Consider the following 23,837-nt stretch of genomic DNA (forward strand, 5'->3'; position numbering starts at 1 on the left):
CGATGTCCATGCTGCTGCTCATCCTCGGCATGGGGCTGGCGACCTTCGCCCCCCGGTACGTCCCGCTGCTGGTCTTCCGCGACCGGGAGCTGCCCGCCGACGTCAAGACGTTCCTCGGCTACCTGCCGGCGGCCCTGCTCGCCGCCATCGCCGTGCCGTCCGTGCTCGCCCCGGTAGACAACCGGGTCGAGATCACCGTGGTCACGATCCCCTACCTGGTGGCCGGGGTGGTCACCCTGGTGACCGGCCTGTTCGTCGAACGGTTCATGATCGTGTGGACGGTCGGGCTGGCGGTCTTCTTCGGGCTGCGCTGGTGGTTGGGGGCGATGTGACGGGCGACGACGACCCGGTGCGGGAACCGCTGCGGGTCGCCGCCGCGCAGATCGAGGCGGTCGGCGGCGACCTGGCCGGCAACGCGGCGGCCCACGTCGCGGCCGTCGCCGAGGCCGCCGCCCTCGGCGCCCGCGTGGTCGTCTTTCCCGAGCTGTCGCTGTGCGGGTACGACTACCCGCTGCTCGCCGCCGACGTCGCCCGCTGCGAGGTCGAGGTGGGCGACGCGGTCCTGCGGACGGTGGGCGGGGCCTGCCGGGCGCACCGGGTGACCGCCGTGGTCGGCGGCTGCGCCCGACGCGCCGACGGCTGGGCCATCGCCGCGTTCGTCGTCGGCCCCGACGGCGCGGTGGCCGCCACCTACCACAAGCGGCACCTCGACGCCGACGAGCGCGCGGTGTTCGTCGCCGGCCACACCGACACGATGGTGCAGCTCGACGGCTGGCGGCTCGGCCTCGGCGTCTGCTATGACGCGAGCTTCCCCGAGCATGCCCGGGGCCTGGCCCTGGCCGGCGCGGACGCCTACCTGGTGCCCGGCGCGTTCACCGTCGGCGACTCCGACCACCGGCGCGGCGTCTACTTCCCGGCCCGCGCCCTGGAGAACACCAGCTACGTGCTGTTCGCCAACTACGCGGGCGCGCACGGCGGCTGGCGCTTCGCCGGCCACAGCGCCGTGTACGGCCCCGACGGCCGGGCCCTGGCCGCCGCCGGCACCGCCGCCGGGCTCGCCGTCGCCGACCTCGACGACGCGGTGCTGCGCCGCCAGCGCGACAGCCAGCGGATGCTGCGCGACCGGGCCGCCCCCGCGCCCGCGCCGAGCCCCGTCGTCATCCCCCCGCCCGACCCCGGGCAACGATCCGACCAGCATGAGGAGCACCGGTGACCGGCATCGGCACGACCGCGATCCACGGCGACGACGGCCTGTACCCCACGGGCGCGGTGTCGCCCCCGATCGTGCAGAGCGCCACGTTCGGCGCCGAGAGCGACGAGCGGTTCACCGAGGTCGCCACGCAGGTGCGCCCCGACGCCTTCTACACCCGCTACGGCAACCCCAACCACGCCCAGGTGGCCGCCGTGGTCGCCGAGCTGGAGGGCGTCGAGACGGGCCTGGTCACCGCCTCCGGCATGGGCGCGGTCACCACCATCGCGCTGGCCCTGCTCAGCGCCGGGGACCACGTGATCGTGCAGCGCAGCACGTACGGCGGCACCACCTCGCTGGCCACCGGCCTGCTCACCCGGTTCGGGGTGACCTGCACCCAGGTCGACCAGACCGACGTCGACGCGTTCGCCCGCGCCCTGACCCCGCGCACCCGGCTGCTGCTCGTGGAGACCCCCAGCAACCCGCTGCTGGAGCTGACCGACCTGACCGCCGTGATCGAGCTGGCCCACGCCCACGGCGCGTACGCCGTCGTGGACAACACGTTCGCCACCCCGGTCAACCAGCGGCCGGCGGCCCTCGGCGCGGACCTGGTCTGGCACAGCGCCACGAAGTTCCTCGGCGGCCACTCCGACGTCACCGCCGGGGTGGTCGTCGGCTCCGCCGAGCTGGTCGACCGGGTCTGGCAGACCGCCATCGTCACCGGCGCGACGCTGGGCCCGATCGACTCCTGGCTGCTGCTGCGCGGCATCCGCACGCTGCCGCTGCGGATGGCCCGGCACAACGACAACGCCCTCGCCCTGGCCCGGGAGCTGGAGGCGCACCCGGCGGTCGCCCGGGTCCGCTACCCGGGGCTGCCCAGCCACCCCCAGCACGACCTGGCCACCAGGCAGATGAGCGGGTACGGCGGCGTGTTCAGCCTCGACCTGGCCGGCGGCCAGCCGGCGGCGGCCACCCTCCTCGCCGAGCTGCGGCTGGCCAAGCGGGCCGCCAGCCTCGGCAGCGTCAGCACCCTCGTGGTGCACCCGCGTTCCATGTGGGCGGGGATCGTCGACACCGCGCAGCTCGCCGCCACCGGCATCGGGGAGGGCCTCGTGCGGGTCTCCACCGGCATCGAGGACACCGCCGACCTGCTCGCCGACTTCACCCGCGCCCTCGACGCCGTGACCGGACGGGCGGCCTGATGGGACATCCCCTGCTGGAGCCGTACGACCAGGGAATGCTCGACGTGGGCGACGGGCACCTCGTCTACTGGGAGGTGTCCGGCAACCCGGACGGCATGCCGGCCGTGGCCGTGCACGGCGGCCCCGGCGGCAGCTCGTCGCCCGGCACGCGCCGCCTGTTCGACCCGGCCCACTACCGGCTCGTCCAGTTCGACCAGCGCGGCTGCGGGCGCAGCACCCCGCACGCCAGCGACCCGACCGCCGACCTGCGGCACAACACCACCGGACACCTGCTGGCCGACATGGAGCGGCTGCGCGAGCACCTCGGCATCGACCGGTGGCTGCTGTTCGGCAACTCGTGGGGCTCCACCCTCGGCCTCGCGTACGCCCAGCGCCACCCGCAGCGGGTCAGCGCGATCGTCCTCGTCGGGGTCACGATGAGCCGCCGGTCGGAGATCGACTGGCTGTACCGGGGTGTCGGCCGGTTCTTCCCCGAGCAGTGGCGGCGGTTCGTCGACGCCGTGCCGGCCGCCGACCGCCCGGCGATCGCACCGGGCCGGGGCTCGGCCGCCGAGCTGCTCGCCGCGTACGCCCGGCTGCTGGAACACCCGGACGCCCAGGTCCGCCGGCAGGCCGCGATCGCCTGGCTCACCTGGGAGGACGCCGTCGTCTCCCTCGAACCGAACGGCACGCCCGACGTCTACCGCGACCAGCCGCCGGACGACCAGGTCGCGTTCGCCCGGCTCTGCGCGCACTACTTCTCCCACGGCATGTGGCTCGCCGACGACGCGCTGCTGCGCGACGCCCACCGGCTCGCCGGCATCCCCGGCGTGCTCGTGCACGGGCGTTTCGACCTCGGCGCGCCGCTGGAGACGCCGTGGTCGCTGGCCCGCGCCTGGCCCGACGCGGAGCTGATCGTGGTCGACGACTCCGGGCACACCGGCAGCGACGCCCTGCGTGGGCACCTGCGCGCCGCGCTCGACCGGTTCGCCCCGGTGTCGCCGGCCGGCTGAGCGGCGTCAGCCACCGCCTATGATCCACAGTGCCGTGACCCGTGGTGGCGGCTTCGTCCTTCCATCGTGAGGTGACCCCCTACATGCAGGCTCGACGTCTGGTCGCCATCGTGACGGCCCTGACCGCCGTTCTCGCCGCCACCGGTTGTGGTCCGGACGACTCCGGGCAGCAGGCTTCCGTCTCGACGACGGAGGCGTCGTGCCGCCGCTCCGACGCCTCCCCGGTCGGGCGGCAGGGCGGGAGCGAGGAGCTGGCTGCCGCCGTCGGTTGGATCTCGCGGGAGCCGGTCCGGGTCACCACCGACTCGGCGGCGGCCACCGGTCAGGGGGTGATGGACGCGCGGAGACGCACCGCAACGATGTCCTACACCCTGAAGAGGAACGACCGGATGATCCTCGTGACGTTAGAAGAGGACGACGTGTACTTCGCCATGCTCAACGTGCCGGGGATCAGCTTCGGGACGATGTACTCGCTGTCCAGGGCCGAGGTGCCCGCAGGCAGCTACCTGGACGTCGACCCCACCGACCTGGGCGGCGCGCGCCGGTTGGTCGACGCGGTGGTGAGCGTGCAGAGCGGCGGCGAGCAGGCGGCCACGGGCAAGCGGCGGCTCGCCGGTGCCGTCGACCTGACGGCCACCTGGTATGCGAACGAGGAACTGTGCCGGAAGTTCGGCGACAGGGTCCGGGCGGTCCCGTTCACCGCGACCGTCGATGACCAGGGTCGGCTGGTCGAGTTCGTCGTCGAGCTGCACGCCCTCGCACCCGAACTGGGCGACGCGCGCACGAACTTGGAGGCCCTGGGAATGCCGACGAATCCCCAACGACCCCCGGGGAGTCAGCCTGCCGGCGACGTCCGCTCGCTGTTGGCGGCATTCGAAAGCTGACCATACGTCTGGCCCTGCGCCGACGCGTTCGCCTGCTCCCTGTGTTGGACTGGCCGCGAAGCGTTACTGCACGTACCGTCCGTTGTGCAGGCTCCACGCCGAACGTCGTCGATCTCGTCCAGGAGGAGTCATGGCCGACTACATCGGGCTGCGCGTCGCCAGATGGCGGGACGTCGCCGGGATGACGCAGCAGCAACTGGCCGATCGGATCAGTGTGACCGCCTCCTACATCTCGATGATCGAGTCGGGTAGGCGGCCGGTGACGAAGCGGTCGCGGCTCATCGCCCTGGCGAGTGCTCTCGGCGTCAGCGTCACCGACCTCACCGGGCAGCCGCACGCGCCACGCAGCGAGGACGATCTCGCCATCTACACCACCGTTCCGGCGCTGCGCGGTGCCCTCGACGACGACCCCGAGGAGCCGGGACGGTTGCTGGACCCAGCCGAGCTGCGGGCGTCCGTGGATCAGGCGATGGCGGCCCGGATGGCCTGCGACTACAAGGCATTGGCTCGACTGCTGCCCGATTTGGTTGCCGCCACGCGACAGCTCGCCGACTCCGGGCACCCGGAGGGACCGCGACTGTTCGTACGGGCGGCGGTGACCACTGTGCTCGCCATCAAGCCGTTCGGCTACATCGACCTGGCGGCGCGGTACGCCGAGCGCGCCGAGCAGGTCGCCGCGCTGGCCGGGCCGGCGGAGGCCGCAGCCGCCGCGTTCGCCGCCGCGCAGAGTGCCCTGTCGTCGGGCACGCACGGTGGTCGGCGGCGGTCGCTGGTGGTGGCGACGCGCGCAGCGGAACGACTGGGCGACACGGGCGACGACGCGGCGTTGACCTGGTACGGGATGCTCCACCTGCACTCCGCGATGTCGGCGGCATCGTTGGGCACCGGCGACCCGGATGGGCACCTGGCCGAGGCGGAGAGCGCCGCGCGTCGGGCCGGGTCCGACCCCTGGCGGATGGAGTTCACGCCGGCGAACTGCGGCATCTGGCGGGTGGGCGTGGCCGTCGAGAACGGCACCCCTGAGCGTGCGCCAGAGCGGGCCCGGCGCGTCGACCGGTCCCAGATTCGCAGCGCGAACCGTCGATGCCGCCTGCACCTGGACGCGGGGCGCGGGTGGTATGCGGCTGGCGACCAGGACCGGGCGATCCTGGCGTTCCTGGAGGCCGATAACGCGTCGCCCGCAGAGTTGCGGTCACGGCCGAGCGTGCGGGAGATCGTCGGGCAGATGGTCCGGGACGCCCGCCGACGGGGCACCGCCGAGCTGCGGGATCTCGCGACCCGGGTCGGCGTCGACCCACTGGACCCGGAACCACACGGAATCTAACTCACGGTTATCTTTCCGTCACTCCGACTGCTCTAGCGTCAGGGCAGGGACGCGATGGAGATCTTGGAAGATGGTGGCCCCTCCAGGGGCCGTTTCCTTCCAAGATCTCCCACGGGCACTGGCGGTCGCGTCCCTTCCACCGGGTGTGGCGGTGGCGGTCCTTCCCTGGGCCGCTGCGCCGCGCCCCTGGCAACGGAGGCGGGACGATGAGCGACGACGGGCCGGTCGAGGGTCGGGGCGAGCAGATCCAACAGGCGGAGCGGGAGGCGGCCCGGCAGCGGCTGCTCGCACAGGCCGAGGCGGAGCGGATACCGGCCGAGGAGACGACCCGGGCGGTGCCGGACCGGCGGTGGCGGCGTGGACAGCGGTGACCTCCTGCCCGTCGGCCGGCGGGTCGCGTACTGGCGGGGACGGCGGCGACTGTCGCAGCAGATGCTGGCCGACCGGCTGGGCAAGTCCAAGAGCTGGGTCGACAAGGTCGAGCGAGGCGTCCGCGCCCTCGACCGGGTCTCCATCCTGCACGACATCGCCGCCGTGCTGCGCATCGACGCGGCGGTGCTGCTCGGCCGCGACACCCGGCCCGCCGAGGCGACCGAACGCGCCGAGGGCGTCGAGCGGATCCGGGCGGCCCTGTCGGCGTACGAGATCACGCTCGGCCGCGCCACCCAGCGGCCCGCCGTGCCCGCCGACCGGCTGGCGCGGCAGGTCGGACACGGGTGGATCACCTACCAGCATGCCCGGTACCCGCAGCTCGTCGACCTGCTCCCGCCGCTGCTGGCCGACGCGCAGCGCACCCACGCCCGCGATCCCGCGGCGGGGCGCGAGCCGCTGGTCGAGGCGTACCGGATCACGGCCGCACTGCTGGTCAAGGTCGGCGAGGCCGACCTGGCCTGGCTGGCCGCCGATCGGGCGGTGGCCGCCGCGACCGGCGACCGGGCGCTGGTGGCCGCCGCCGTGGTGCAACTCGGCCAGGCGCTGCGCGCGTCCGGCCGGGCGCGGGCGGCGAGGTCGGCGGCGCTGGCCGCCGCGTACCGGATCGCCCCGGCCGACCCCGACGACGGTACGCCGCAGGAGCTGTCGCTGTGCGGGGCGCTGCTGGTCCAGGCGGCCCTGGCCGCCGCCCGCCACGGTGACGAGGCTTCCGCCGCCGAACTGCTCGGCGAGGCCGCCGCGATGGCGGACCGGGTGGGAGGGGCACGACCACCACCGGACGGGGTTCGGGCCGACGACGGTCGGCTCGGCGCGGGTCGCGGTGGCCGTGGAGCTGGGCGCGGCCCGCGCGGCCGTGACCTGGCACGAGCGGACGACCCGGCGGGACGCCTGGCGGTGGCTGCCCGCCGAGCACCGGGCCGCGCACCTGCTCGACGCAGCCCGCGCCTACCTCCAGGCCGACGACCCGGCCAGTGCCGGCCGGACCCTGGTCGACGCCGATCGCACGGCACCGGCCGAGGTGCGCCACCGCCCGGCCGCCCGGTCGGTGCTGGCCCAGGTGGTACGCGACCCGCACGCCCCGGCCACGATCGTGCAGCTCGCGCTCGCCCTCGGGGTCACGTGAGCGGGCGGGTGTCGCGACGGGCAGCGACGGCTCGTATCCTGTGCGCGAAGGCACCACGAAGGCATGTGAAGTCACTGAAGGGGGTCGGTGTGAGCAACCGGATCGAGACGCTGGAGTTCCAGGCGGAGGCGCGCCAACTGCTCCAGCTGATGGTCCATTCGATCTACTCGAACAAGGACGTCTTCCTGCGGGAGTTGATCTCCAACGCCTCCGACGCGTTGGACAAGCTCCGCCTGGAGTCCCTGGTCGACAAGGATCTCGCAGCCGACGTCTCCGACCTGCACATCGAGATCGAGGTCGACCGCGACGCGCGCACCCTCACCGTCCGGGACAACGGCATCGGCATGTCCCGCGAGGACGTCGTCCGCCTGATCGGCACGATCGCCAAGTCGGGCACCGCCGAGCTGCTGGCGAAGCTGCGCGAGTCGAAGGACTCGGCGGCGTCGGCGGACCTGATCGGGCAGTTCGGCGTCGGGTTCTACGCCACGTTCATGGTCGCCGACCGGGTCACCCTGCTCACCCGCCGCGCCGGGGAGAGCGAGGGCACCCGCTGGGAGTCGACCGGCGAGGGCACCTACAGCGTGGAGACCGTCGACGACGCGCCGCAGGGCACCGCCGTCACCGTGCACCTCAAGCCCGAGGACAGCGACGACCACCTCTACGACTACACCGCCGAATGGAAGATCCGCGAGATCGTCAAGCGATACTCCGACTTCATCGCCTGGCCGATCCGGATGACGGTCGAGCGCAAGGGCGAGGGCGACGAGACCACCCTCGAGGTGCAGACCGTCAACTCGATGAAGGCGCTGTGGGCCCGGCCGCGCAGCGAGGTCGACGAGGCCGAGTACAAGGAGTTCTACAAGCACGTCAGCCACGACTGGGCCGACCCGCTGGAGACCATTCACATGCGGGGCGAGGGCACCTTCGAGTACGAGGCGCTGCTGTTCCTGCCGTCGCACGCGCCCGTGGACCTGTTCGCCCCGCAGGCCCGCCGGGGCGTGCAGCTCTACGTCAAGCGCGTGTTCATCATGGACGACTGCGAAGCGCTGATGCCCAACTACCTGCGCTTCGTCAAGGGCGTCGTCGACGCGCACGACCTGTCGCTCAACATCTCCCGGGAGATCCTCCAGCAGGACCGCCAGATCCAGGCGGTGCGCCGGCGGCTGGTGAAGAAGATCCTCGCCACCGTCAAGGAGCTGAAGGCCAACGAGGCCGAGAAGTACCGCACCTTCTGGTCGGAGTTCGGCCCGGCGCTGAAGGAGGGCCTGCTCGACGACCCGGACAACACCGACGCGATCCTCGACGTCGTCTCGGTCGCCTCCACCCACGACCCGGCCGAGCTGACCGGCCTGCGCGACTACGTGGAGCGGATGAAGGACGGCCAGTCCGACATCTACTACATGACCGGCGAGTCCCGGTCGATGATCGAGAACTCGCCGCACATGGAGGCGTTCCGCGCCAAGGGCTACGAGGTGCTGATCCTCACCGACCCGGTCGACGAGGTCTGGGTCGAGCGGGTCGGCCAGTTCGACGGCAAGCCGCTGCGTTCCATCGCCAAGGGCCAGGTCGACCTGGACACCGAGGAGGAGAAGAAGGAGGCCGAGTCCGCCCGCGAGCAGCAGCGCCAGGAGTACGCCGACCTGCTGACCTGGATGTCCGGCAAGCTCGCCGACAGCGTCAAGGAGGTCCGGCTCTCCACCCGCCTGACCACCTCCCCGGCGTGCGTCGTCGGCGACGCCCACGACATCACCCCGACGCTGGAGAAGATGTACCGGGCGATGGGGCACGAGGTGCCGCAGGTCAAGCGGATCCTGGAGCTCAACCCGGGGCACCCGCTGGTGGAGGGGCTGCGCAAGGCCCACGAGCAGGACGCCGCCGCCGACGGGCTCGCCGATACGGCCGAGCTGCTGTACGGCATGGCGCTGCTCGCCGAGGGCGGGGAACTGGCCGACCCCTCCCGGTTCACCCGCGTCCTCGCCGACCGGCTGGCCCGTACCCTCTGACGTCTTCCCTCTGACGTCGCGGGGCTCCGTGCGGCGGTGCTACAGCGCTACCCAGTACCGCCGCACGGGGCCCAGCTCGGTGACCCGCACGTCGTCGAGGACGCCGCCGTGGCGTTCGATCGTCGTTGACGTCCACCGGTATGTGCACGGCACCCGTCCGTCGGCCCGGCAGCCGCGCCGCCGGACGTCGCGGGGACTCAGACCGACGGCGGCGACGACGACGGCGGTGCCTCCGTGCCGGCATCCGGCGTGAAGTGCCGCCGCAGGGTGCGTCGCCAGCGGGCGCAGGGCAGTTCGGGGCGCAGGGCCGCCAGTCCGGTCGCGTACTTGGAAACGGCAACCGGGCGGTGGCCGTGGCTCCACAGCAGGCGGTCGACGTGCGAGGCGGTCGACCCGGTCTTCGTTTCGACGATGGCCAGCCCGGGCAGCTCCAGCCGCGCGCCGTGGCCGCCTTCCCAGCACAGTCCGAGGTCGATGGTCGCCCGGCTCGCGGTCGTCGGCAGGAACAGCGTGCTGCGCAGGTAGCTGGTGGTGAGCGTCGAGGCGAACGCCAGGCCGGTCCCGCCGCCGGTGCCGAGCGTCGCGAGGATCCCGTCGACGAACGTCCGACCGGGCGACAGGGTGCCGCTGTCGCCGGGGTGGTAGGGCAGCCGGTGCTTGACCGTGCCGCCGCGCGTGCCCTCGGTCTTCACCTCCAGCCAGCACAGGTCCGAATCGACGTACGTCCGGGTTCTGATCTTGAAACGGCGGCGGCGTCGGTGGGCGGTGAGCCGGTAGCTGACGAGGTCGGGGGTGTCGAAGTACACCGACTCGTACCGGAACGACCGCCGGCCGTCGATCTCCAGCACCTGCGTGCCGGGGTCGAGCCCGGCGAGCAGGCCCGGCACCTCGGCGGCCGGGAGCAGGTACTTGCGGTCGAACCGGGTCTGCAGGGCGGCGCGTCCGGTCAGCTCCGCGAGGTCGATCGGCGCGAGGTCGGCCAGCATCGTGGTGGGCGTGGCGAGGGGGATCATCGCGTCGCGCCCGTCTCGACCGGTCGCCGGGCGGCACCCGTGGTGGCCTTCGGCCGGGAGTAGCGGACGTCGACGACGGTGGTGTCGTTGACCAGGTCGATCCGTTCCACGTTGGCGGCGTGCACCCGCGCGCCGAGCTGTTGTTCGAGGTGGGCGGTGAGGGCGACCGGGTCGGTCAGCACGGTGTCGAGCACCATGACGTGCCGCCGGTAGCGGCGCAGCAGCCGGGGGTGGTCGCCGACGTACATGACCGCGAGGATCAGCCCCGTCAGGCCGGCGACCGTCCAGACCGAGGTGCCGGAGAGCGGGCCGAGGATGCCGAGCGCGAGGGCGGAGAAATAGTACGCCACCTCGTGCTGGTCGAGCTCGGTCGAGCGGAGCCGGATGATCGAGAGTACGCCGAACAGGCCCAGCCCGAGGCCGGCCCCGACGGTGCCGCTGCTGAGCGAGCTGGCCACGGCGAAGACGCCGACGTTGACGCCGAGGTAGGCGACCACCAGGTCCCGCCGCCGATGACGGGGGAAGTACAGGGCGAAGACGAGCAGGCCCACGGCGACCAGGTTCATCCCGGTCAGGACCAACCGTGACATTGATGCTCCTCTGAGGTTTACCCGGCGTCGCGGTGTACGGGGTCGACGCGCGGGCTGCGGATCGGTGCGGGGCGAGGTGGGGAGGGGTGCGGCGAGGGCGGGGCCAGGGCCGCCCGGCCAGGACCGCGCGGTCCTGGCCGGGCGCACCGGGGATCAGGAGCGGATCATGCCGCCGCTGTACTGGCCGGCGGTCACCCCGGTCAACACCCGGGTCGCGCCCGAGATGCTGCCGCCGGTGTACAGGCCGCCGACGTTCGTGCCGCTGACGCTGCCGCCGGTGTAGACGTCGTACCGCTGGCCGTTGGTGATGCGGTTCGACGAGATGACGACCTCCCGGAAGCTCTTCGACGCCCGGAACGAGGCCAGCACGGTGCTGCCGGAGACGACGTGCACGATCGTGTTGGCGGCGTAGGTGGTGCTGAACCGGGGGGCCACCCAGCCCTGGCCGGTGTTCGGCACCGCCTTGAACACGGCCATCGAGGTCAGGCCGGCGCCCACCACCGTGCCGCCGGTGAAGGTGAGCGTCGCGTCGGTGTCGAGCGCGCCCTCGCCGCCGCCCCGGGTGCTGGAGCCGTTGGCGACCACCGTGCCGCCGGCGAAGGTGAGTTCGCCGTTGGAGTCGAACCCGTCGGTGCCGCCGGTGGCCACGACCGTGCCCCCGGTGACCCGGATGAACGCGTTCGGGGAGGGCTCCATGTGGCCGAGGCCCTCCTCGGCGGCGTTGACGGCGTCGTCGCTGGCCACGACGGTGGAGTTGCCGCCGCTGATGGTGAGCTTCAGCGCCTCCAGCGCCTCGTACGACCGGGTCACGTTGATCGTGCCGCCGGAGATGTTCAGTGCGTTCTCGCCCTTGATGCCGTCGTCGGCGACGGAGACCGAGATCGTGCCGTTGGTGATGTTGACGACGCCCTTTCCGGCTTCCGTGTCGTTGGACTTGAGCCCGTCGCCGGCGGTCGAGGTGACGGTGATGGCGCCGCCGTTGACGGTGAGCGAGTCCTTGCCCCGGATGGCGTCGTCCACCGCGTTCACGGTGATCGTGCCGGACTGGATGACCAGGTCGTCCTTGCTGACGATGCCGTCCTGGTAGCGGGCCTGCACGGTCAGCGCCCCGGTGCCGCCGATGGTCAGGTCGGCGGCGCTGAACAGCGCGGCGTCCGGCTCGCCGGTGGTGGTGTAGGTGGTCGCGTCGGTGAGCCTGTTGGTGGTCCCGGCGGCCAACGTGACGGTGACGGCGTCGGCGTTGGTCACGTACAGGGGCGAGGACGTCGAGTTCGTGATCGAGGCGCCGCTGAGAATGAGCTCGACCGTTCCGGCGGCGGCGGTGTCCACCTTGACGTAGCCGTTGTTCAGCGTGCCGCTGATCTGGTACGAGCCGGGGGCCGTGATGGTGATGGCGCTGCCGGAGACGGTGACGTTGCTGCCCGATACGCTCGCGCCGGATCCGTTGAGGGTGATCGTGGCGGTCGGGGCGGCGATGGCGGCACCGGCGAGCGGGCCGGCCAGCAGGGTGGCCGTGAGCCCGGCGAGGACGGCGGTTCTGCGGGTGGTCGAGGTCATGGTGATCCCGTTCTTCGAGGGCAGGTGGATGCGGTCCTGAACGCCGACTGTTCGGTAGGTGAACGGCCGGTGAATGCGCCATGGCATCGAGAATCATAAATAGCTGTTCGATTGGGTCATAGGTCTCGCGGCGGAAAAGCGGGTCGCCACCGCGAATGACAGGTTGCTGACAGCAAACGCTGACGGAATTCTGAGCTGCGGGCGCTTGACGCCACCCGCAACTCGCCTTCGGCCGCACCGTCGCCCCGGGCGGCGTGCGAATCTTGGACAGTTCCCGTCCGCGACGGACCGGAACTGTCCAAGAATCAGAGGACGGCCGGCGGTGGTTCGACGCCCGGCGAGGGCGATGCGCCATCCGGCAGGCTCCGGTCGGGCGGGGTCGGCTCTGGCCGGCTCTGGTCGGGTGGGGCGGCTCTGGTCGGGTGGGGCCGGCATCCGCCCACCCCTTTGCTCTGCACCCAAGGGCGCAACGCTTCACGCAGCGCAGCCGCGCGTCGGCCTCGCCACCCCTTCGTTCCTCGCGTAGGCACAGCTCACGCTGGGTGTTGCGCGGATGGGTGCAGAGCAAAGGGGCTGCGAGGCGTCAGGCGGGGTCTGGTGGGCGTCACACAGAGTGATCGTGGCTGCCCCTGCTGAGCCCGCAGTGGCCGACGCGGCGACGGAACGGGCCGGGCAGCGGTGCCGGCGTTCCGCCATCCGGACCGCCGATGGGCGCTGACCTGGGCCTGTGGCACCCTGGACCGGTGCGGGACCAGACCCTGACCGGCGTGCTGCTGGTCGTCGGCGTGCTCGGCCTCGCCACCTGCTTCGGCTGGTGGCGACGCCGCCGCGACGGCCGCCTCAGGTCGGTCGCCCCCGCCCCCGCCCCCGCCGCCGGGGCTGGCACCGGCCCCGGCGCGCCGCAGGACGCGCACCGGGCCCTGCTCGCGCGGCTGGGCGCGCGCTCCGGCGCGGTGACGCTGGTTCAGTTCTCCTCGGCGGTGTGCGCGCCGTGCCGTGCGGCCCGCCGGGTCCTCGAGCAGGTCGAGGCGGCCGTCCCGGGCGTCGTGCTGGTCGAGGTCGACGCCGAGCAGCACCTCGACGCCGTCCGTGAGCTGGACGTCTGGCGGACGCCGACGGTGCTGGTGGTCGACCCGGCCGGGCGCGTGGTGCTCCGGGCGTCCGGGGTGCCCGTGCGGGACGAACTGGTCGCGGCCGTCGCGCCGCTGCTGGCCGGAGCCGACCGGTGACGATCACGCGGTCGTCCGCGCGCCGGTCGTCCGGGCCGCCCTCGGGGTCCGTGCCGCCGTCAGGGTCCATGCCGCCGTCGGGGGCCGGTTCTGCGCGCGGGGTGCGACTGACCCGACGGCGAGCGGTGGACCACGGGCGGCTCGCGGCGAGCCTCTGTCCGGCGTGCCACGCCGCCTGACAGTCGCCCCCGCGCGCCACGGCGCGCCCCCTCGCCGAACGGACCCTCACGCCATGCTGCTCGACCCTCGCGGCCCCCGGTTCGCCGCCGCCGTCACCACCGTCGTCCTCGCCGCCGCGCTGATCACCGGCTCACTCGCCCTGGTGCTCACCCAGGCGGTGGTCTTCGCCGTCACGGCGGCGAGCCCGCGCCTCGGCCCGTACGCCCTGGCCTACCGGGCGCTGGTCGCGCCCCGGCTCGACCCGCCCGCCGAGCGGGAGCCGGCCGCCCCGGTGCGGTTCGCCCAACTCGTCGGGTTGGCGTTCATGCTGCTGGCGGCCGTCGGGCACCTCGCCGGCCTGCCGGCGCTCGCCCTGACCGCCACGGCGGCGGCCCTGGCCGCGGCCTTCCTCAACGCGGCGTTCGACTTCTGCCTCGGCTGCGAGGCGTACCTCGCGCTGCGTCGGCTCACCGGCCGGCCCGTGCCCGCCCGGGTGCCGACCGGCCCGGCCTGATCGACTGCCTGCGCGGGGTCCGCTCCGGAGCCGGCGCGCGGCGGCCCGTGGCCGGGCGATCCGGCTGGCTCGGGGGCGTCCTGGCCGGCGTCGACGCGGCGGTGCCGAAATCCCTACTTTTCAAGTAGGGTTTGCGGGTGGTGGGGGTGGTCGGTTAGCGTCGGAGGCACCGGACGCCGCATCGATGTGCGTCCCGGCCGATCCGGGGCGGCCCACCCCGGGCTGCACCGTGCGATCCTGGGAGCCTCCGATGACCGCCGACCCGCAGCAGGGACCCATCGTCGATGCCGACACGGCCTCGCTGCGGAGCGTCCTGCGCCAGCAGGCCAGCACCGTCACCGTGGTGACGGCCCCCGGGGCCACGCCGGTCGGCTTCACCGCGACGTCGTTCACGTCGGTGTCGCTGGAGCCGCCCGTGGTGTCCTTCTGCCTCGGTCTCGCCTCGTCGGCGTGGCCCACGGTGGCGCGCGCCCGGCACGTCGCGGTGCACCTGCTCGCCCAGCACCAACGGGACCTGGCCCGCACGTTCGCCGCCACCGGGATCGACCGCTTCGCCCACCCGACCCGGTGGCGGGTCGGCCCCGAGGCGGTGCCGATCCTCGACGACGCCCCGGCGTGGCTGCTCTGCCGCGTGGTGGACCGGGTGGTCGTCGGCGACCACGCGATCGTGCTCGCCGAACCCGAGCTGCTGCGGCACGCCGACGTCGGCTCGCCACTGCTCTACCACCGGGGCGGCTACGCCGGCGTCGACCCGGCCGACCGGGCCGCCGTGGCCTGAACGGCCCGTCGAGCAGCGGCGCACGGCGCGCGCGGGCAGGCCGGCCGCCGCGGCGGCGTACCCGCTGTGGCTCGGTGCAGTGGGTGGCCGCCACGACCAGCTTGCGGTCCGTGGCGGTGACCGTGCTCATCCGGCCCGAGCAGATCTGCCTCGCCACCACCGGCGGGCCGCTGGCCACCGTGGTCCGGCAGGACTTCCACGGCCACGACGCGCTGACCACCCTGCGCCTCGAAGACGGCACGGTGCTCACGGCGCGCAGGTCGCGGTGACGGTGCGCGGCGCGGTCCGCGCGTACCCGGGCTGACCCGGGGCAGGTTTCCCGCCTCGGCGCGACGTTGCCCTCGAAGGCGGCCGGGGTGCCGCGGAACGCACGATTGATCTGGCCGAGTCATCCAATCCAACGGGGTCCGGCGGATGCTCACTCGCGCCCTCGAGGGGCAGGTCCCTGCGCGAGGCACGGGCACGCGTCTTCGAGAATGTGGATAGGATCCGATTCCGTGGACTCCACCGCCGACAGGACATCGGCGGCCTTGCCGCGATCGAGTGGCCGCGCGGCGCCGGGCCTGGGCTTCTTCGTCCTGCTGACGGCGATGTCGGTGCTTCCAGTGAACATCTATCTGCCTGCACTGCCCGACATCGCCGACACATTCGGGGCGAGTTTCGCCCTGGTCAACCTTTCGGTCGCGGGATACGCCATCGCCACAGCCCTCACAGAGATGGTTGCCGGCGCCGTATCCGATCGCTACGGACGCAGGCCGGTGGTGCTGGTATCGGTCTCGATCTTCATCGTCGCGTCCCTCGGGTGCGCGCTGGCCCCCAGCGTGGAGTTCTTCCTGGTCTGCCGCATGTTCCAGGCGGCAATCGCCGCATGTTTCTCCGTGGCCATGGTCGTCATCAAGGAGACGTCGAGCGGGCGCGAGGCGGTCAGGAAGATCGGCTTCGCGGGCATGGGGTGGGCGCTCGCTCCCATGTTCGGCCCCACCCTCGGCGGGATCGTGAACGAACTCCTCGGCTGGCAGGCCATCTTCGTCATCCTCGCCGTCCTGGGTGGAACCCTTCTCGTCGTCTCCATGCGGCGGCTCGGGGAGACGTTGCACGACTCCGGCAGTCCAGAGGGAAGCCTCCTCGCCTCGTACCGGCGGGTAGCGGGTTCGCCCCGGTTCTGGGCGTACACCGTGTGCATGGCCTGCGCGACGGGGACGCTCTACGTCTTCCTGGGCGGAGCGCCCATCGTCATGAGCGACCGCCTCGGCGGGTCGAGCGCGACGCTGGGCCTCGCCATGGCCGTCGTGCCCGGCGGTTTCGTGTTGGGCAGCTACCTGACCGGGATCGCCGCCTCCCGGTTCTTCAGGAGCCACATCCTCGTCGCGGCGCGCGTGCTGACCTTCGTGGGCCTGTCCGCCGGCCTCCTCTTCGCGACGCTGCGCGACCTCCACCCCTTCGCGTTCTTCGCCGTCTGCGTCTTCGTGGGAATCGGAAACGGCCTGACCACCCCGGTCGTGAACCTGGGGGTGATGTCCGACCATCCGAGCCGGGCCGGCACCGCGACGGGCCTGTCCGCCGCGTCGGCCATCGGAGGCGGCGCGCTGATCTCCTCCGTCGCGGGTGTCGCCCTGGGCACGTCCGGCTCACCCCGCACGCTGCTGACTCTGCTGCTGGCCTCGGCGTCGCTCGCTCTGGTGGCGGCCCTCTGGGCGGCAGCAGCCGACCGGCGCACCGCACCCACTTCGTCCACGGGGGACACCTAGGCCACCCAGTTCGATGAAGGGCCTCAGTGTCTGCGGTCGTCGATGCCTGCGGGCGCCGGCCTCAGCCCGCTCGCTGCCGTGTTGGCGGAGGCGGAAGCGCTGGGACTCGTGCCGACGGTGGGATCGGTACCGGACGACGAGCGCCTTGCCCCGGTATCCTGGTGCTCAGGCCAGTCCGATCCGCCGCAGTGCCAGGGCAACGAAGCCGCGCAGCGCCCGGTCCCAGCCGGGGACGCCGAGCGGTAGCTCGCGCTCGGCCGCCTCGACTCCACCGACACGTCCCACGTGATAAACCCGGACGCGTCCGCGACGGACTGCGACGCGGTCGGGCTCCTCGCCCAGGTCCCGTCCCGCTGCCAGCGCCGCAACGGCGCGTACGCCGCCCAGGGCCCGTAGCACTCCGGAACGTCCCGCCGCGGGGCACCCGCCGTCGGGGAAGGCGACCTGGGAGGGCTTGGCTCAACCGGGATCCGGCCGGTGATGCTCCCACCACCCCTCGCCGCCGTCCCGCGACGGCGGAACCTCAAGCCCGGAGTTTCCCATCTTCCCAGGCTCCCCACTGTCCGCGCAGCGACGGATGCGCGTTGACGGATGCGCGGCGGCGGCGCGGCGGACTTTACAACGAAAACCGTTTCCAACAAGATGTACGCGGGACGCCACCGCAACAGGACGGGAGTCGTTGATGGGTCACCTGCTGGTCATCGAGAGCTGGGTGGGCGCGATGAGCGCCCTGCTGCCGAGGGCGATCCGGGAGGACGGTCACCGGTTCACGTTCCTCACCCGCGACCTGCACCACTACCTGCGGGCGACGCCGCCCGGCGAGGTCCACCCGCTGCTCGCCGCCGACAACGTGGTCACCGCCGAGACCAACGACCCGGCGGCGCTCGCCGCACACGTCGCCCGGCTGCACGCCGTTCTGCGCTTCGACGGGGTGCTCACCTCCTGCGACTACTACCTGCACACCGTCGCCGAGGTCGCCGCCCACCTCGGGCTGCCCGGCCCCGACCCGGCGGCGGTGCGCCGCGCGTACCGCAAGGACCTGGCCCGCGAGGCGATGCGCCGGGCGGGCCTGCCCGGGCCGGCGTTCGCGGTCACCGACGGCTGGGCGGACACCCTCGCCGCCGCCGAGCGGCTCGGCTTCCCGCTGGTGGTCAAGCCCGTCGACCTGTGCGCCGGCATGTACGTGCGCGCCGTCGCCGACCCGACGCAGCTGCGCTCGGCGTACGACGCGCTGGCCGGCTTCGGCGTCAACGCCCGCCGGCAGCCCCGGGTGCCGCTGGTGCTGCTGGAGGAGCTGCTCACCGGCCCGGAGGTGAGCGTCGAGACGGTCACCTGCGACGGCGTCACCACGGTCGTCGGGGTCACCGACAAGAGCCTCGCCGGCGCGCCCGCGTTCGTCGAGAGCGGACACATGTTCCCCGCCGACCTGCCCGCCACCGACGCCCGCGCCGCCGCCGACGCGGCGGTCGCCGCGCTCGCCGCCGTCGGCCTCACCCACGGCGTCGCCCACACCGAGCTGCGCCTGACCCCGGCCGGGCCCCGGGTGGTCGAGGTCAATCCGCGGCCCGCCGGCAACCAGATCACCGAACTCGTCCGCCGGGTCACCGGCATCGACCTGCCGATGGCGTACGCGCGCCTCGCCCTCGGCGAGCGCCCCGACACCACGCCGGTCGACACCGGGGTACGCAGCGCCGCCATCGCGTTCCTGCTGCCGCCCCGGGCCGGCACCGTCGACACGATCACCGGCACCGACCGGCTCGTCGACGACCGTGGCGTCGTGGACTGGGCGGTCAGGCCCGCCGGGCACCGCACCGGCGACGCCAGCAGCAACAACAGCTACCTCGGCCACGTCATGACCGTCGACACCGACGGGCCGGGCGCGCGGGCCCGCGCCGAGGCGCACGTCGCCGCCCTCGACGTCCGGTACGCCGACCAGCTCGCCGGGGCCGCCGCGTGACCGCCCCGGCCGCCGGCCCCACCGTCACCGCAGCACCCCACGACAGCCTCGACGACCTGATGGCGGCGGCGCTCGCCGGCCGCCTCGGTCCCGACCCGGCGGGGGAGCGGGTCAGCGTCGGGTTCGTCACCCGGCAGGGCGCCCGCCACCCCGGTCGCGCCCGGGGCTACCGCAATTACGTGCTCAGCCTTCGGGTCGGCGTCGCCGTCGGCTCCTGCGCCGTCGAGCCCGACGAGCTGCCCGACGACGTCGCGTACGACTGTGTGGGCGCCACCGTGGCGGAGCTGCTGGCCCACCCGAGCCTGCCGGTGCGCGTCGCCGCGCTCGACGCGTACCTGATGGGGGTGCGCCCGCACGCGGGCGCGGCGACGGACGTGGTGACCGTGCCCGCCGGCACGTCGCTGGCCAAGTCGGCCGCCCGCGCCGCCGCCGTGGTCGACCTGCTCCCCGCCGAACCCGGGCGGACCGTGCTCGTCGTCGGCGTGGTCAACTCCCTGCTCGACCAGCTGCGCCGGCGCGGCCTGCGCTACCTGCCGTGCGACCTGGCCGGCGGACGCACCGAGTGGGACGAGCCGTGCCTGCCCGAGGCGGCGGCGCTACTCGACCGCTGCGACGCGATCCTGGCCTCCGGCATGACCCTCGGCAACGGCACCTTCGCGCCGCTGCTGCGCCACGCCCGGGCCACCGGGGTCCCGCTGGTGGCGTTCGCCCAGTCCGGCAGCGCGGTCCTGCCGTGCTTCCTCGGGGCCGGGCTGACCGCCGTGTCGGCGGAGCCCTACCCGTTCTTCTGGCTCGACGGCGGCCCCACGCCGCTCTACCGCTACCGCGCCGACCGGGAGGGCCGATGACCGCGCCGCAGCTGCTCGACCTCGTCGGGCGCACGCCGGTGGTGCTCGTGGACGCCCCGCTGCCGCACCCGCACCCCGGCTTCCTCGCCAAGGTGGAGTGCCTGAGCCCCGGCGGGATGAAGGCCCGCGCGGCGGTGTCCATGCTGGCCGGCGCGCGCTCGCGCGGCGAGCTGGCCCCGGGGGCCCCGGTGGTGGAGTCGACCAGCGGCACCATGGGCGTCGGCCTCGCCTTCGCCGGGCAGGCCCTCGGCCACCCGGTGGTGCTGGTCGTCGACCGGGAGCTGGAGCCGTCCATGCGGGCGCTGCTGCGCGCCCACGGGGCCCGGCTGGAGGTGGTGGACGCCCCGCACCCCGTCGGCGGCTGGCAGCAGGCCCGCCTCGACCGGCTGCTCCGTGTGCGGGCCGCGCTGCCCGGGGCGTACTGGCCCGACCAGTACCGCAACCCCGACAACGCGGCCGGCTACGCCGGGCTCGCCGACGAGATCGTCGCCCAGGCCGACGTCGTGGACACGCTGGTGTGCAGCGTCGGCACCGGCGGGCACAGCGCCGGCCTGGCCCGCGCGCTGCGCCGGCACTGGCCCCGGCTGCGCCTGGTCGGGGTGGACACCGTCGGCTCCACCATCTTCGGTCAGCCCGCCCGCGCCCGGCTGATGCGCGGCCTCGGCAGCAGTATCCACCCCCGCAACGTCGACTACGCCGCCTTCGACGAGGTGCACTGGGTCGGCCCGGCCGAGGCTGTGCAGACCTGCCGGCGGCTGGCCCGGCACGCGTTCGTCACCGGCGGGTGGAGCACCGGCGCGACCGCCCGGGTCGCCGCCTGGGCGGCGAGGACCCGACCCGGGGACCGGGTCCTCGCCGTGTTCCCCGACGGCCCGCACCGCTACCTCGACTCCATCTTCGACGACGACTACTGCGCCCGGCGGGGGCTGCTCGGCCCCACCCGGGGCCACCCCGTCGAGATCCCCCACCCCCGGGCGGTGGAGGTCACCCGGTGGAGCCGGTGCCGCACCGTCGTCGACCCCCGCCGCCGGCCCGCCGAGCCGGCCCGAGGGCAGCGGGTGCCGGCGTGAACCTCGACTGGCGGGCCTACCCGCTGCCCCTCGCCGAGCCGCTGCGCATCTCCCGGTCGGTCATGGCCCGCCGCGACGCGGTGGCCGTGCGGCTGACCCACGACGGCGGCACCGGCCACGGCGAGGTCGTCACCAGCGCGTACCAGCGCCTCGACCTGGGCCGCATCGACGCGCTGCTGACCGCCCTGCGTCCCCGGGTGACCGGGTACGCCGACCCGGAGGCGCTGCGCGCCGACCTCCCGGCCCTGGCCGCCGACCTGGCCGACGCGCCGGGGGTGCTGGGCGCGCTCGACGCCGCCGTGCACGACCTCGCCGGGCGACGCGCCGGGGTGCCCGTGTGGCGGCTCGTCAACGCCCCCGCGCGGGAGGCGGTCTCGACCGCGTACACGATCGGGCTGGTGCCGCCCGCCGACGCCGCCGCCACCGCGCGGCGGCTCGTGGCGGCCGGCTTCACGGTGCTGAAGGTCAAGGCCGGGGCGGACGACGACGTCGCCCGGGTCGCCGCCGTGCGGACCGCCGCCCCGGCGGCCCGGCTGCTGCTCGACCCCAACGGGGCGTGGACGCCCGAGCGGACCGTCCGGGTCCTCGACGCCGTCGCCGCCTGCGCCGTGGACGCCGTCGAGCAGCCCGTCCCGCCCGGCGACCCGGACGCGCTGGCCTGGATCGGCGCGCGGGTCGCGGTGCCCGTCGTCGCCGACGAGGACGTCGCCACCGTCGCCGACGTGCACCGCCTCGCCGGGGCCGTCGCCGGCATCAACGTCAAGCTCGCCAAGTGCGGCGGGATGGCCGCCGCGCGCCGGCTGATCGACACCGCGGCCGGGCACGGCATGGACGTCATGCTCGGCTGCCTGGTCGCCAGCACGCTCGGCGTCGCCCCGGCGCTGCACCTGGCCGGGCACGCCCGCTGGGTCGACCTCGACGGGCACCTGCTGCTCGCCGACGATCCGTGGACCGGCATCGGCGGCGCCGACGGCACCCTGCGTACGCCCGGCGGGCCCGGCCTCGGCGTGCGCCCGGCGACCGCCGACCGGCAGGCGGTGGCCCGATGACCGCGACCTGGACGACGCTGCGCGGCTTCCCCCCGGCGATCCGGCTGCTGGTGGTCAACCAGCTCGGCGTGAACGTCGGCTTCTACATGCTGCTGCCCTACCTCGCCGGCTATCTCGCCGACGACCTCGGGCTGTCCGCCGCCGTGATCGGCCTGGTCCTGGGCGTACGCAACCTCAGCCAGCAGGGCCTGTTCCTGCTCGGTGGCTCCGCCTCCGACCGGCTCGGTGCGCGCGGGGTGATCATCGTCGGGTGCGCGCTGCGCGCCGTGGGCTTCGGCGTCTTCGCCGTCGGGGTGTCGCTGCCGGCGCTGCTGGCCGCCTCCGTGCTCTCCGGCCTGGCCGGCGCGCTGTTCAACCCGGCGGTGCGGGCCTACCTCGCGCAGGCCGCCCCGGACCGGCGGGCCGAGGCGTTCGCGCTGTTCAACGTGTTCGCCAGCGCCGGGTCCCTGCTCGGGCCGCTGATCGGCAGCGCGCTGCTGCTGGTCGACTTCCGGGCCGCCGCCCTCGCCGCGGCCGGCGTGTTCGCGGCGCTGACCGTGGCCCAGGCCCTGGTGCTGCCGACGCAGCCGGCCCGCAGCAGCGGGCAGGGGGTGCTGGGGGACTGGCGCGAGGCCGTGACCGACCGCCGCTTCCTCGCCTTCACCCTCGCGCTCAGCGCGATGTTTGCCCTGCAGAACCAGCTCTACCTGGTGCTGCCCGTGCGGGCGGAGGAGGCCGGCGGGCATCCGCTGGCCGTGGCGTCGCTGTTCGTCGTGTCCACGGTGGTGACCCTCGTGTGGCAGGTGCCGGTGACCCGCTGGCTGCACCGCCGCCTCGCCCGGGGCCCGGCCATCGCGCTCGGGCTGGCGGTGATGGGCGGGGGCTTCGTGCTGCCGCTCGCGCCGGTCGGCGGTCCCGCCGCCGCCCGGCTCGCGCCGGTGCTCGGCGCGGCCGTGCTGCTCGCCGTCGGGGTGCTGGTCGCCCAGCCGTTCGTGCTGGAGCTGATCCCGGCGTTCGCCCGCGACGGGCTCACCGGCACCTACTTCGGACTGTTCTACCTGGTCTCCGGGGTGGTCGCGGCGGCCGGCACGACCGCCGTCGGCCGCGCCATGGACGACGGGTCAGGCTCCGGGGTGCCGGCGGTGGCGTGGCTGCTCTGCGCCGCGCTCGGGCTGGCCTCCGCGGCGGCCGTGGGGATGCTGCACCGCCGGGGCGCGCTCGACCCGACGCCCGCGCCCGCCCCGTCGGCGGTGCCCGCATGAGCGGGGGAGCCGACGGCGCCGGACCGGCCGCCGCCGGGGCCAACCTGCTCACCGACAACCCCGAGCTGTACGAGGCGCAGTTCCCCGACCCGGAGCACGCCGCCGCCGGCTTCGTCGACGACCTGCTGCGCCGCCACGGGCCCCCCGGCCGCCGGCTGCTCGACGTCGGCTGCGGCACCGGCCGCGACGCCGGGCGGCTCGCGCAGCTCGGCTGGGCCGCCACGGGCATCGACACGTCGGCGGCGATGCTCGCCCATGCCCGCCGCCGGCACCCGCACGTCCGGTTCGTGGCCGCCGACATGCGCGGCTTCGACCTCGCCGACCGGTTCGACGCGGTGACCTGCCTGGACAGCGCCATGCTCTACTGCCACACCAACGCCGACCTCACCGCGTTCCTGGCCCGGTGCCGCGCGCACCTGGCGCCGGGCGGGCTGCTGCTGGCCGAGATGCGCAACGGCGCGTTCTTCCTCGGCAACACCGAGCTGCTCGACGGCACGTCGGTGCGCACCGTGCCGTGGCGGGGCGTCGCGTACACGTCGCGGACCCGGCTGTGGATCGACCACGCGGAGCAGCTGCTGCGCCGGGAACGCGCCTGGAGCTGGCCGGGCGCGCCCGAGCCGCTGGTGCAGACCTCGGCCTGGCGACTGCTGTTCCCCCAGGAACTGCGGCACCTGCTCGACACCGCCGGCTTCGACGTGTTGACGTTGTTCGATGGGCCGGGTCCGCGTACCGCGCCGCCGTGGCGGCCCGGCGCGGCGCTGTCCACCGCCCTGCGCGGCGACCGGCTGCACCTGCTGGCCCGCCGCCGCCCCGATCCGGCCTGACCTGCACAGATCCGACCCGGCCCGACCTGCGCAGCTCGGGCCCGGCCCGACCCCACCCGTTGTCCGGCGTCGCCGCCGGACCGGTCGCACCCCGACCGACCCGCTTCCCTG

At 74.0% G+C, this 23,837-nt stretch carries 21 protein-coding genes and 2 pseudogenes; 20 read left to right on the top strand and 3 right to left on the bottom strand.

All coding sequences use genetic code 11. The annotated features are described in order from the left end of the window. The first annotated feature begins 2 nt into the window (after positions 1-2). The 9 genes and pseudogenes from LPA42_RS00895 to htpG all read left to right on the top strand — a co-directional run bounded on the left by LPA42_RS00895 (position 3) and on the right by htpG (position 9,149). The gene (locus LPA42_RS00895) at positions 3-332 is read left to right on the top strand and encodes an AzlD domain-containing protein (protein WP_144082809.1); all 330 of its coding nucleotides are present in this window, start codon (positions 3-5) and stop codon (positions 330-332) included. After that, positions 329-1,213 (top strand): carbon-nitrogen hydrolase family protein, encoded by an 885-nt coding sequence (locus tag LPA42_RS00900; RefSeq protein ID WP_228986223.1) that lies wholly within the window; start codon positions 329-331, stop codon positions 1,211-1,213. The genes LPA42_RS00895 and LPA42_RS00900 overlap by 4 nt, the downstream gene beginning before the upstream one ends. Next, positions 1,210-2,391 (top strand): PLP-dependent aspartate aminotransferase family protein, encoded by a 1,182-nt coding sequence (locus LPA42_RS00905; RefSeq protein WP_077940172.1) that lies wholly within the window; start codon positions 1,210-1,212, stop codon positions 2,389-2,391. The genes LPA42_RS00900 and LPA42_RS00905 overlap by 4 nt, the downstream gene beginning before the upstream one ends. Further along, complete coding sequence (pip, locus tag LPA42_RS00910) at positions 2,391-3,383, top strand: prolyl aminopeptidase (protein WP_077940173.1); 993 nt, start codon at positions 2,391-2,393, stop codon at positions 3,381-3,383. Before LPA42_RS00905 ends, pip begins: the two co-directional genes overlap by 1 nt. An 83-nt stretch (positions 3,384-3,466) precedes the next feature. After that, positions 3,467-4,267 carry a hypothetical protein gene (locus LPA42_RS00915; RefSeq protein WP_141722305.1) on the top strand — a complete coding sequence of 267 codons (801 nt, stop codon included), beginning with the start codon at positions 3,467-3,469 and terminating at the stop codon, positions 4,265-4,267. A 130-nt stretch (positions 4,268-4,397) separates the two neighbouring features. Next, on the top strand, positions 4,398-5,591 hold the full coding sequence (locus tag LPA42_RS00920; protein ID WP_077940175.1) for a helix-turn-helix domain-containing protein: 1,194 nt from the start codon (positions 4,398-4,400) through the stop codon (positions 5,589-5,591). 206 nt (positions 5,592-5,797) lie between these two features. Beyond that, the gene (locus LPA42_RS00925) at positions 5,798-5,962 is read left to right on the top strand and encodes a hypothetical protein (RefSeq protein WP_176734358.1); all 165 of its coding nucleotides are present in this window, start codon (positions 5,798-5,800) and stop codon (positions 5,960-5,962) included. Positions 5,963-6,023: 61 nt separating this feature from the next. Beyond that, a pseudogene (locus LPA42_RS00930) lies at positions 6,024-6,086 on the top strand (hypothetical protein); the annotation flags it as partial. Positions 6,087-7,235: 1,149 nt separating this feature from the next. Then, positions 7,236-9,149, top strand: a complete 1,914-nt coding sequence (gene htpG, locus LPA42_RS00935) for a molecular chaperone HtpG (RefSeq protein ID WP_077940176.1) — start codon at positions 7,236-7,238, stop codon at positions 9,147-9,149. Positions 9,150-9,346: 197 nt separating this feature from the next. On the opposite strand, the gene LPA42_RS00940 is transcribed toward htpG, so the two are convergent. The 3 genes from LPA42_RS00940 to LPA42_RS00950 all read right to left on the bottom strand — a co-directional run bounded on the left by LPA42_RS00940 (position 9,347) and on the right by LPA42_RS00950 (position 12,396). Continuing rightward, positions 9,347-10,162: a polyphosphate polymerase domain-containing protein gene (locus LPA42_RS00940; RefSeq protein WP_077940177.1), complete on the bottom strand. Its 816-nt coding sequence runs from the start codon at positions 10,160-10,162 to the stop codon at positions 9,347-9,349. Further along, positions 10,159-10,752 carry a DUF4956 domain-containing protein gene (locus tag LPA42_RS00945; RefSeq protein WP_077940178.1) on the bottom strand — a complete coding sequence of 198 codons (594 nt, stop codon included), beginning with the start codon at positions 10,750-10,752 and terminating at the stop codon, positions 10,159-10,161. Before LPA42_RS00945 ends, LPA42_RS00940 begins: the two co-directional genes overlap by 4 nt. A 153-nt stretch (positions 10,753-10,905) precedes the next feature. Continuing rightward, positions 10,906-12,396, bottom strand: coding sequence for a carbohydrate-binding domain-containing protein (locus LPA42_RS00950; RefSeq protein ID WP_077940179.1), 1,491 nt, complete (start codon positions 12,394-12,396; stop codon positions 10,906-10,908). 656 nt (positions 12,397-13,052) lie between these two features. On the opposite strand from LPA42_RS00950, the gene LPA42_RS00955 reads away from it, so the two are divergent. The 11 genes and pseudogenes from LPA42_RS00955 (at position 13,053) to LPA42_RS01010 (ending at position 23,726) form a co-directional block, all read left to right on the top strand. Then, positions 13,053-13,538, top strand: coding sequence for a thioredoxin family protein (locus LPA42_RS00955; RefSeq protein ID WP_228986224.1), 486 nt, complete (start codon positions 13,053-13,055; stop codon positions 13,536-13,538). Between the two features lie 232 nt (positions 13,539-13,770). Next, the gene (locus LPA42_RS00960) at positions 13,771-14,211 is read left to right on the top strand and encodes a DUF4395 domain-containing protein (protein WP_077940181.1); all 441 of its coding nucleotides are present in this window, start codon (positions 13,771-13,773) and stop codon (positions 14,209-14,211) included. A gap of 250 nt (positions 14,212-14,461) precedes the next feature. Beyond that, positions 14,462-14,989: a flavin reductase family protein gene (locus LPA42_RS00965; RefSeq protein WP_077940182.1), complete on the top strand. Its 528-nt coding sequence runs from the start codon at positions 14,462-14,464 to the stop codon at positions 14,987-14,989. Between the two features lie 119 nt (positions 14,990-15,108). After that, positions 15,109-15,246: pseudogene (locus LPA42_RS00970) on the top strand (TOBE domain-containing protein); the annotation flags it as partial. Between the two features lie 240 nt (positions 15,247-15,486). Then, positions 15,487-16,737 carry a multidrug effflux MFS transporter gene (locus LPA42_RS00975; RefSeq protein ID WP_198956770.1) on the top strand — a complete coding sequence of 417 codons (1,251 nt, stop codon included), beginning with the start codon at positions 15,487-15,489 and terminating at the stop codon, positions 16,735-16,737. Positions 16,738-17,419: 682 nt separating this feature from the next. Then, positions 17,420-18,694, top strand: coding sequence for an ATP-grasp domain-containing protein (locus LPA42_RS00985; RefSeq protein ID WP_077940185.1), 1,275 nt, complete (start codon positions 17,420-17,422; stop codon positions 18,692-18,694). Further along, on the top strand, positions 18,691-19,542 hold the full coding sequence (locus LPA42_RS00990; RefSeq protein WP_077940186.1) for a DUF364 domain-containing protein: 852 nt from the start codon (positions 18,691-18,693) through the stop codon (positions 19,540-19,542). Before LPA42_RS00985 ends, LPA42_RS00990 begins: the two co-directional genes overlap by 4 nt. After that, positions 19,539-20,612 (top strand): PLP-dependent cysteine synthase family protein, encoded by a 1,074-nt coding sequence (locus LPA42_RS00995; protein WP_077940187.1) that lies wholly within the window; start codon positions 19,539-19,541, stop codon positions 20,610-20,612. The genes LPA42_RS00990 and LPA42_RS00995 overlap by 4 nt, the downstream gene beginning before the upstream one ends. Then, the gene (locus LPA42_RS01000; protein WP_198956771.1) at positions 20,609-21,661 is read left to right on the top strand and encodes an enolase C-terminal domain-like protein; all 1,053 of its coding nucleotides are present in this window, start codon (positions 20,609-20,611) and stop codon (positions 21,659-21,661) included. Before LPA42_RS00995 ends, LPA42_RS01000 begins: the two co-directional genes overlap by 4 nt. After that, on the top strand, positions 21,658-22,902 hold the full coding sequence (locus tag LPA42_RS01005; protein ID WP_077940188.1) for an MFS transporter: 1,245 nt from the start codon (positions 21,658-21,660) through the stop codon (positions 22,900-22,902). The genes LPA42_RS01000 and LPA42_RS01005 overlap by 4 nt, the downstream gene beginning before the upstream one ends. Next, complete coding sequence (locus LPA42_RS01010; RefSeq protein WP_077940189.1) at positions 22,899-23,726, top strand: methyltransferase domain-containing protein; 828 nt, start codon at positions 22,899-22,901, stop codon at positions 23,724-23,726. Before LPA42_RS01005 ends, LPA42_RS01010 begins: the two co-directional genes overlap by 4 nt. Positions 23,727-23,837 lie beyond the last annotated feature (111 nt).

The organism is Micromonospora sp. DH13, from assembly GCF_020873825.1.
Classification (GTDB): Bacteria; Actinomycetota; Actinomycetes; order Mycobacteriales; family Micromonosporaceae; genus Micromonospora; species Micromonospora haikouensis.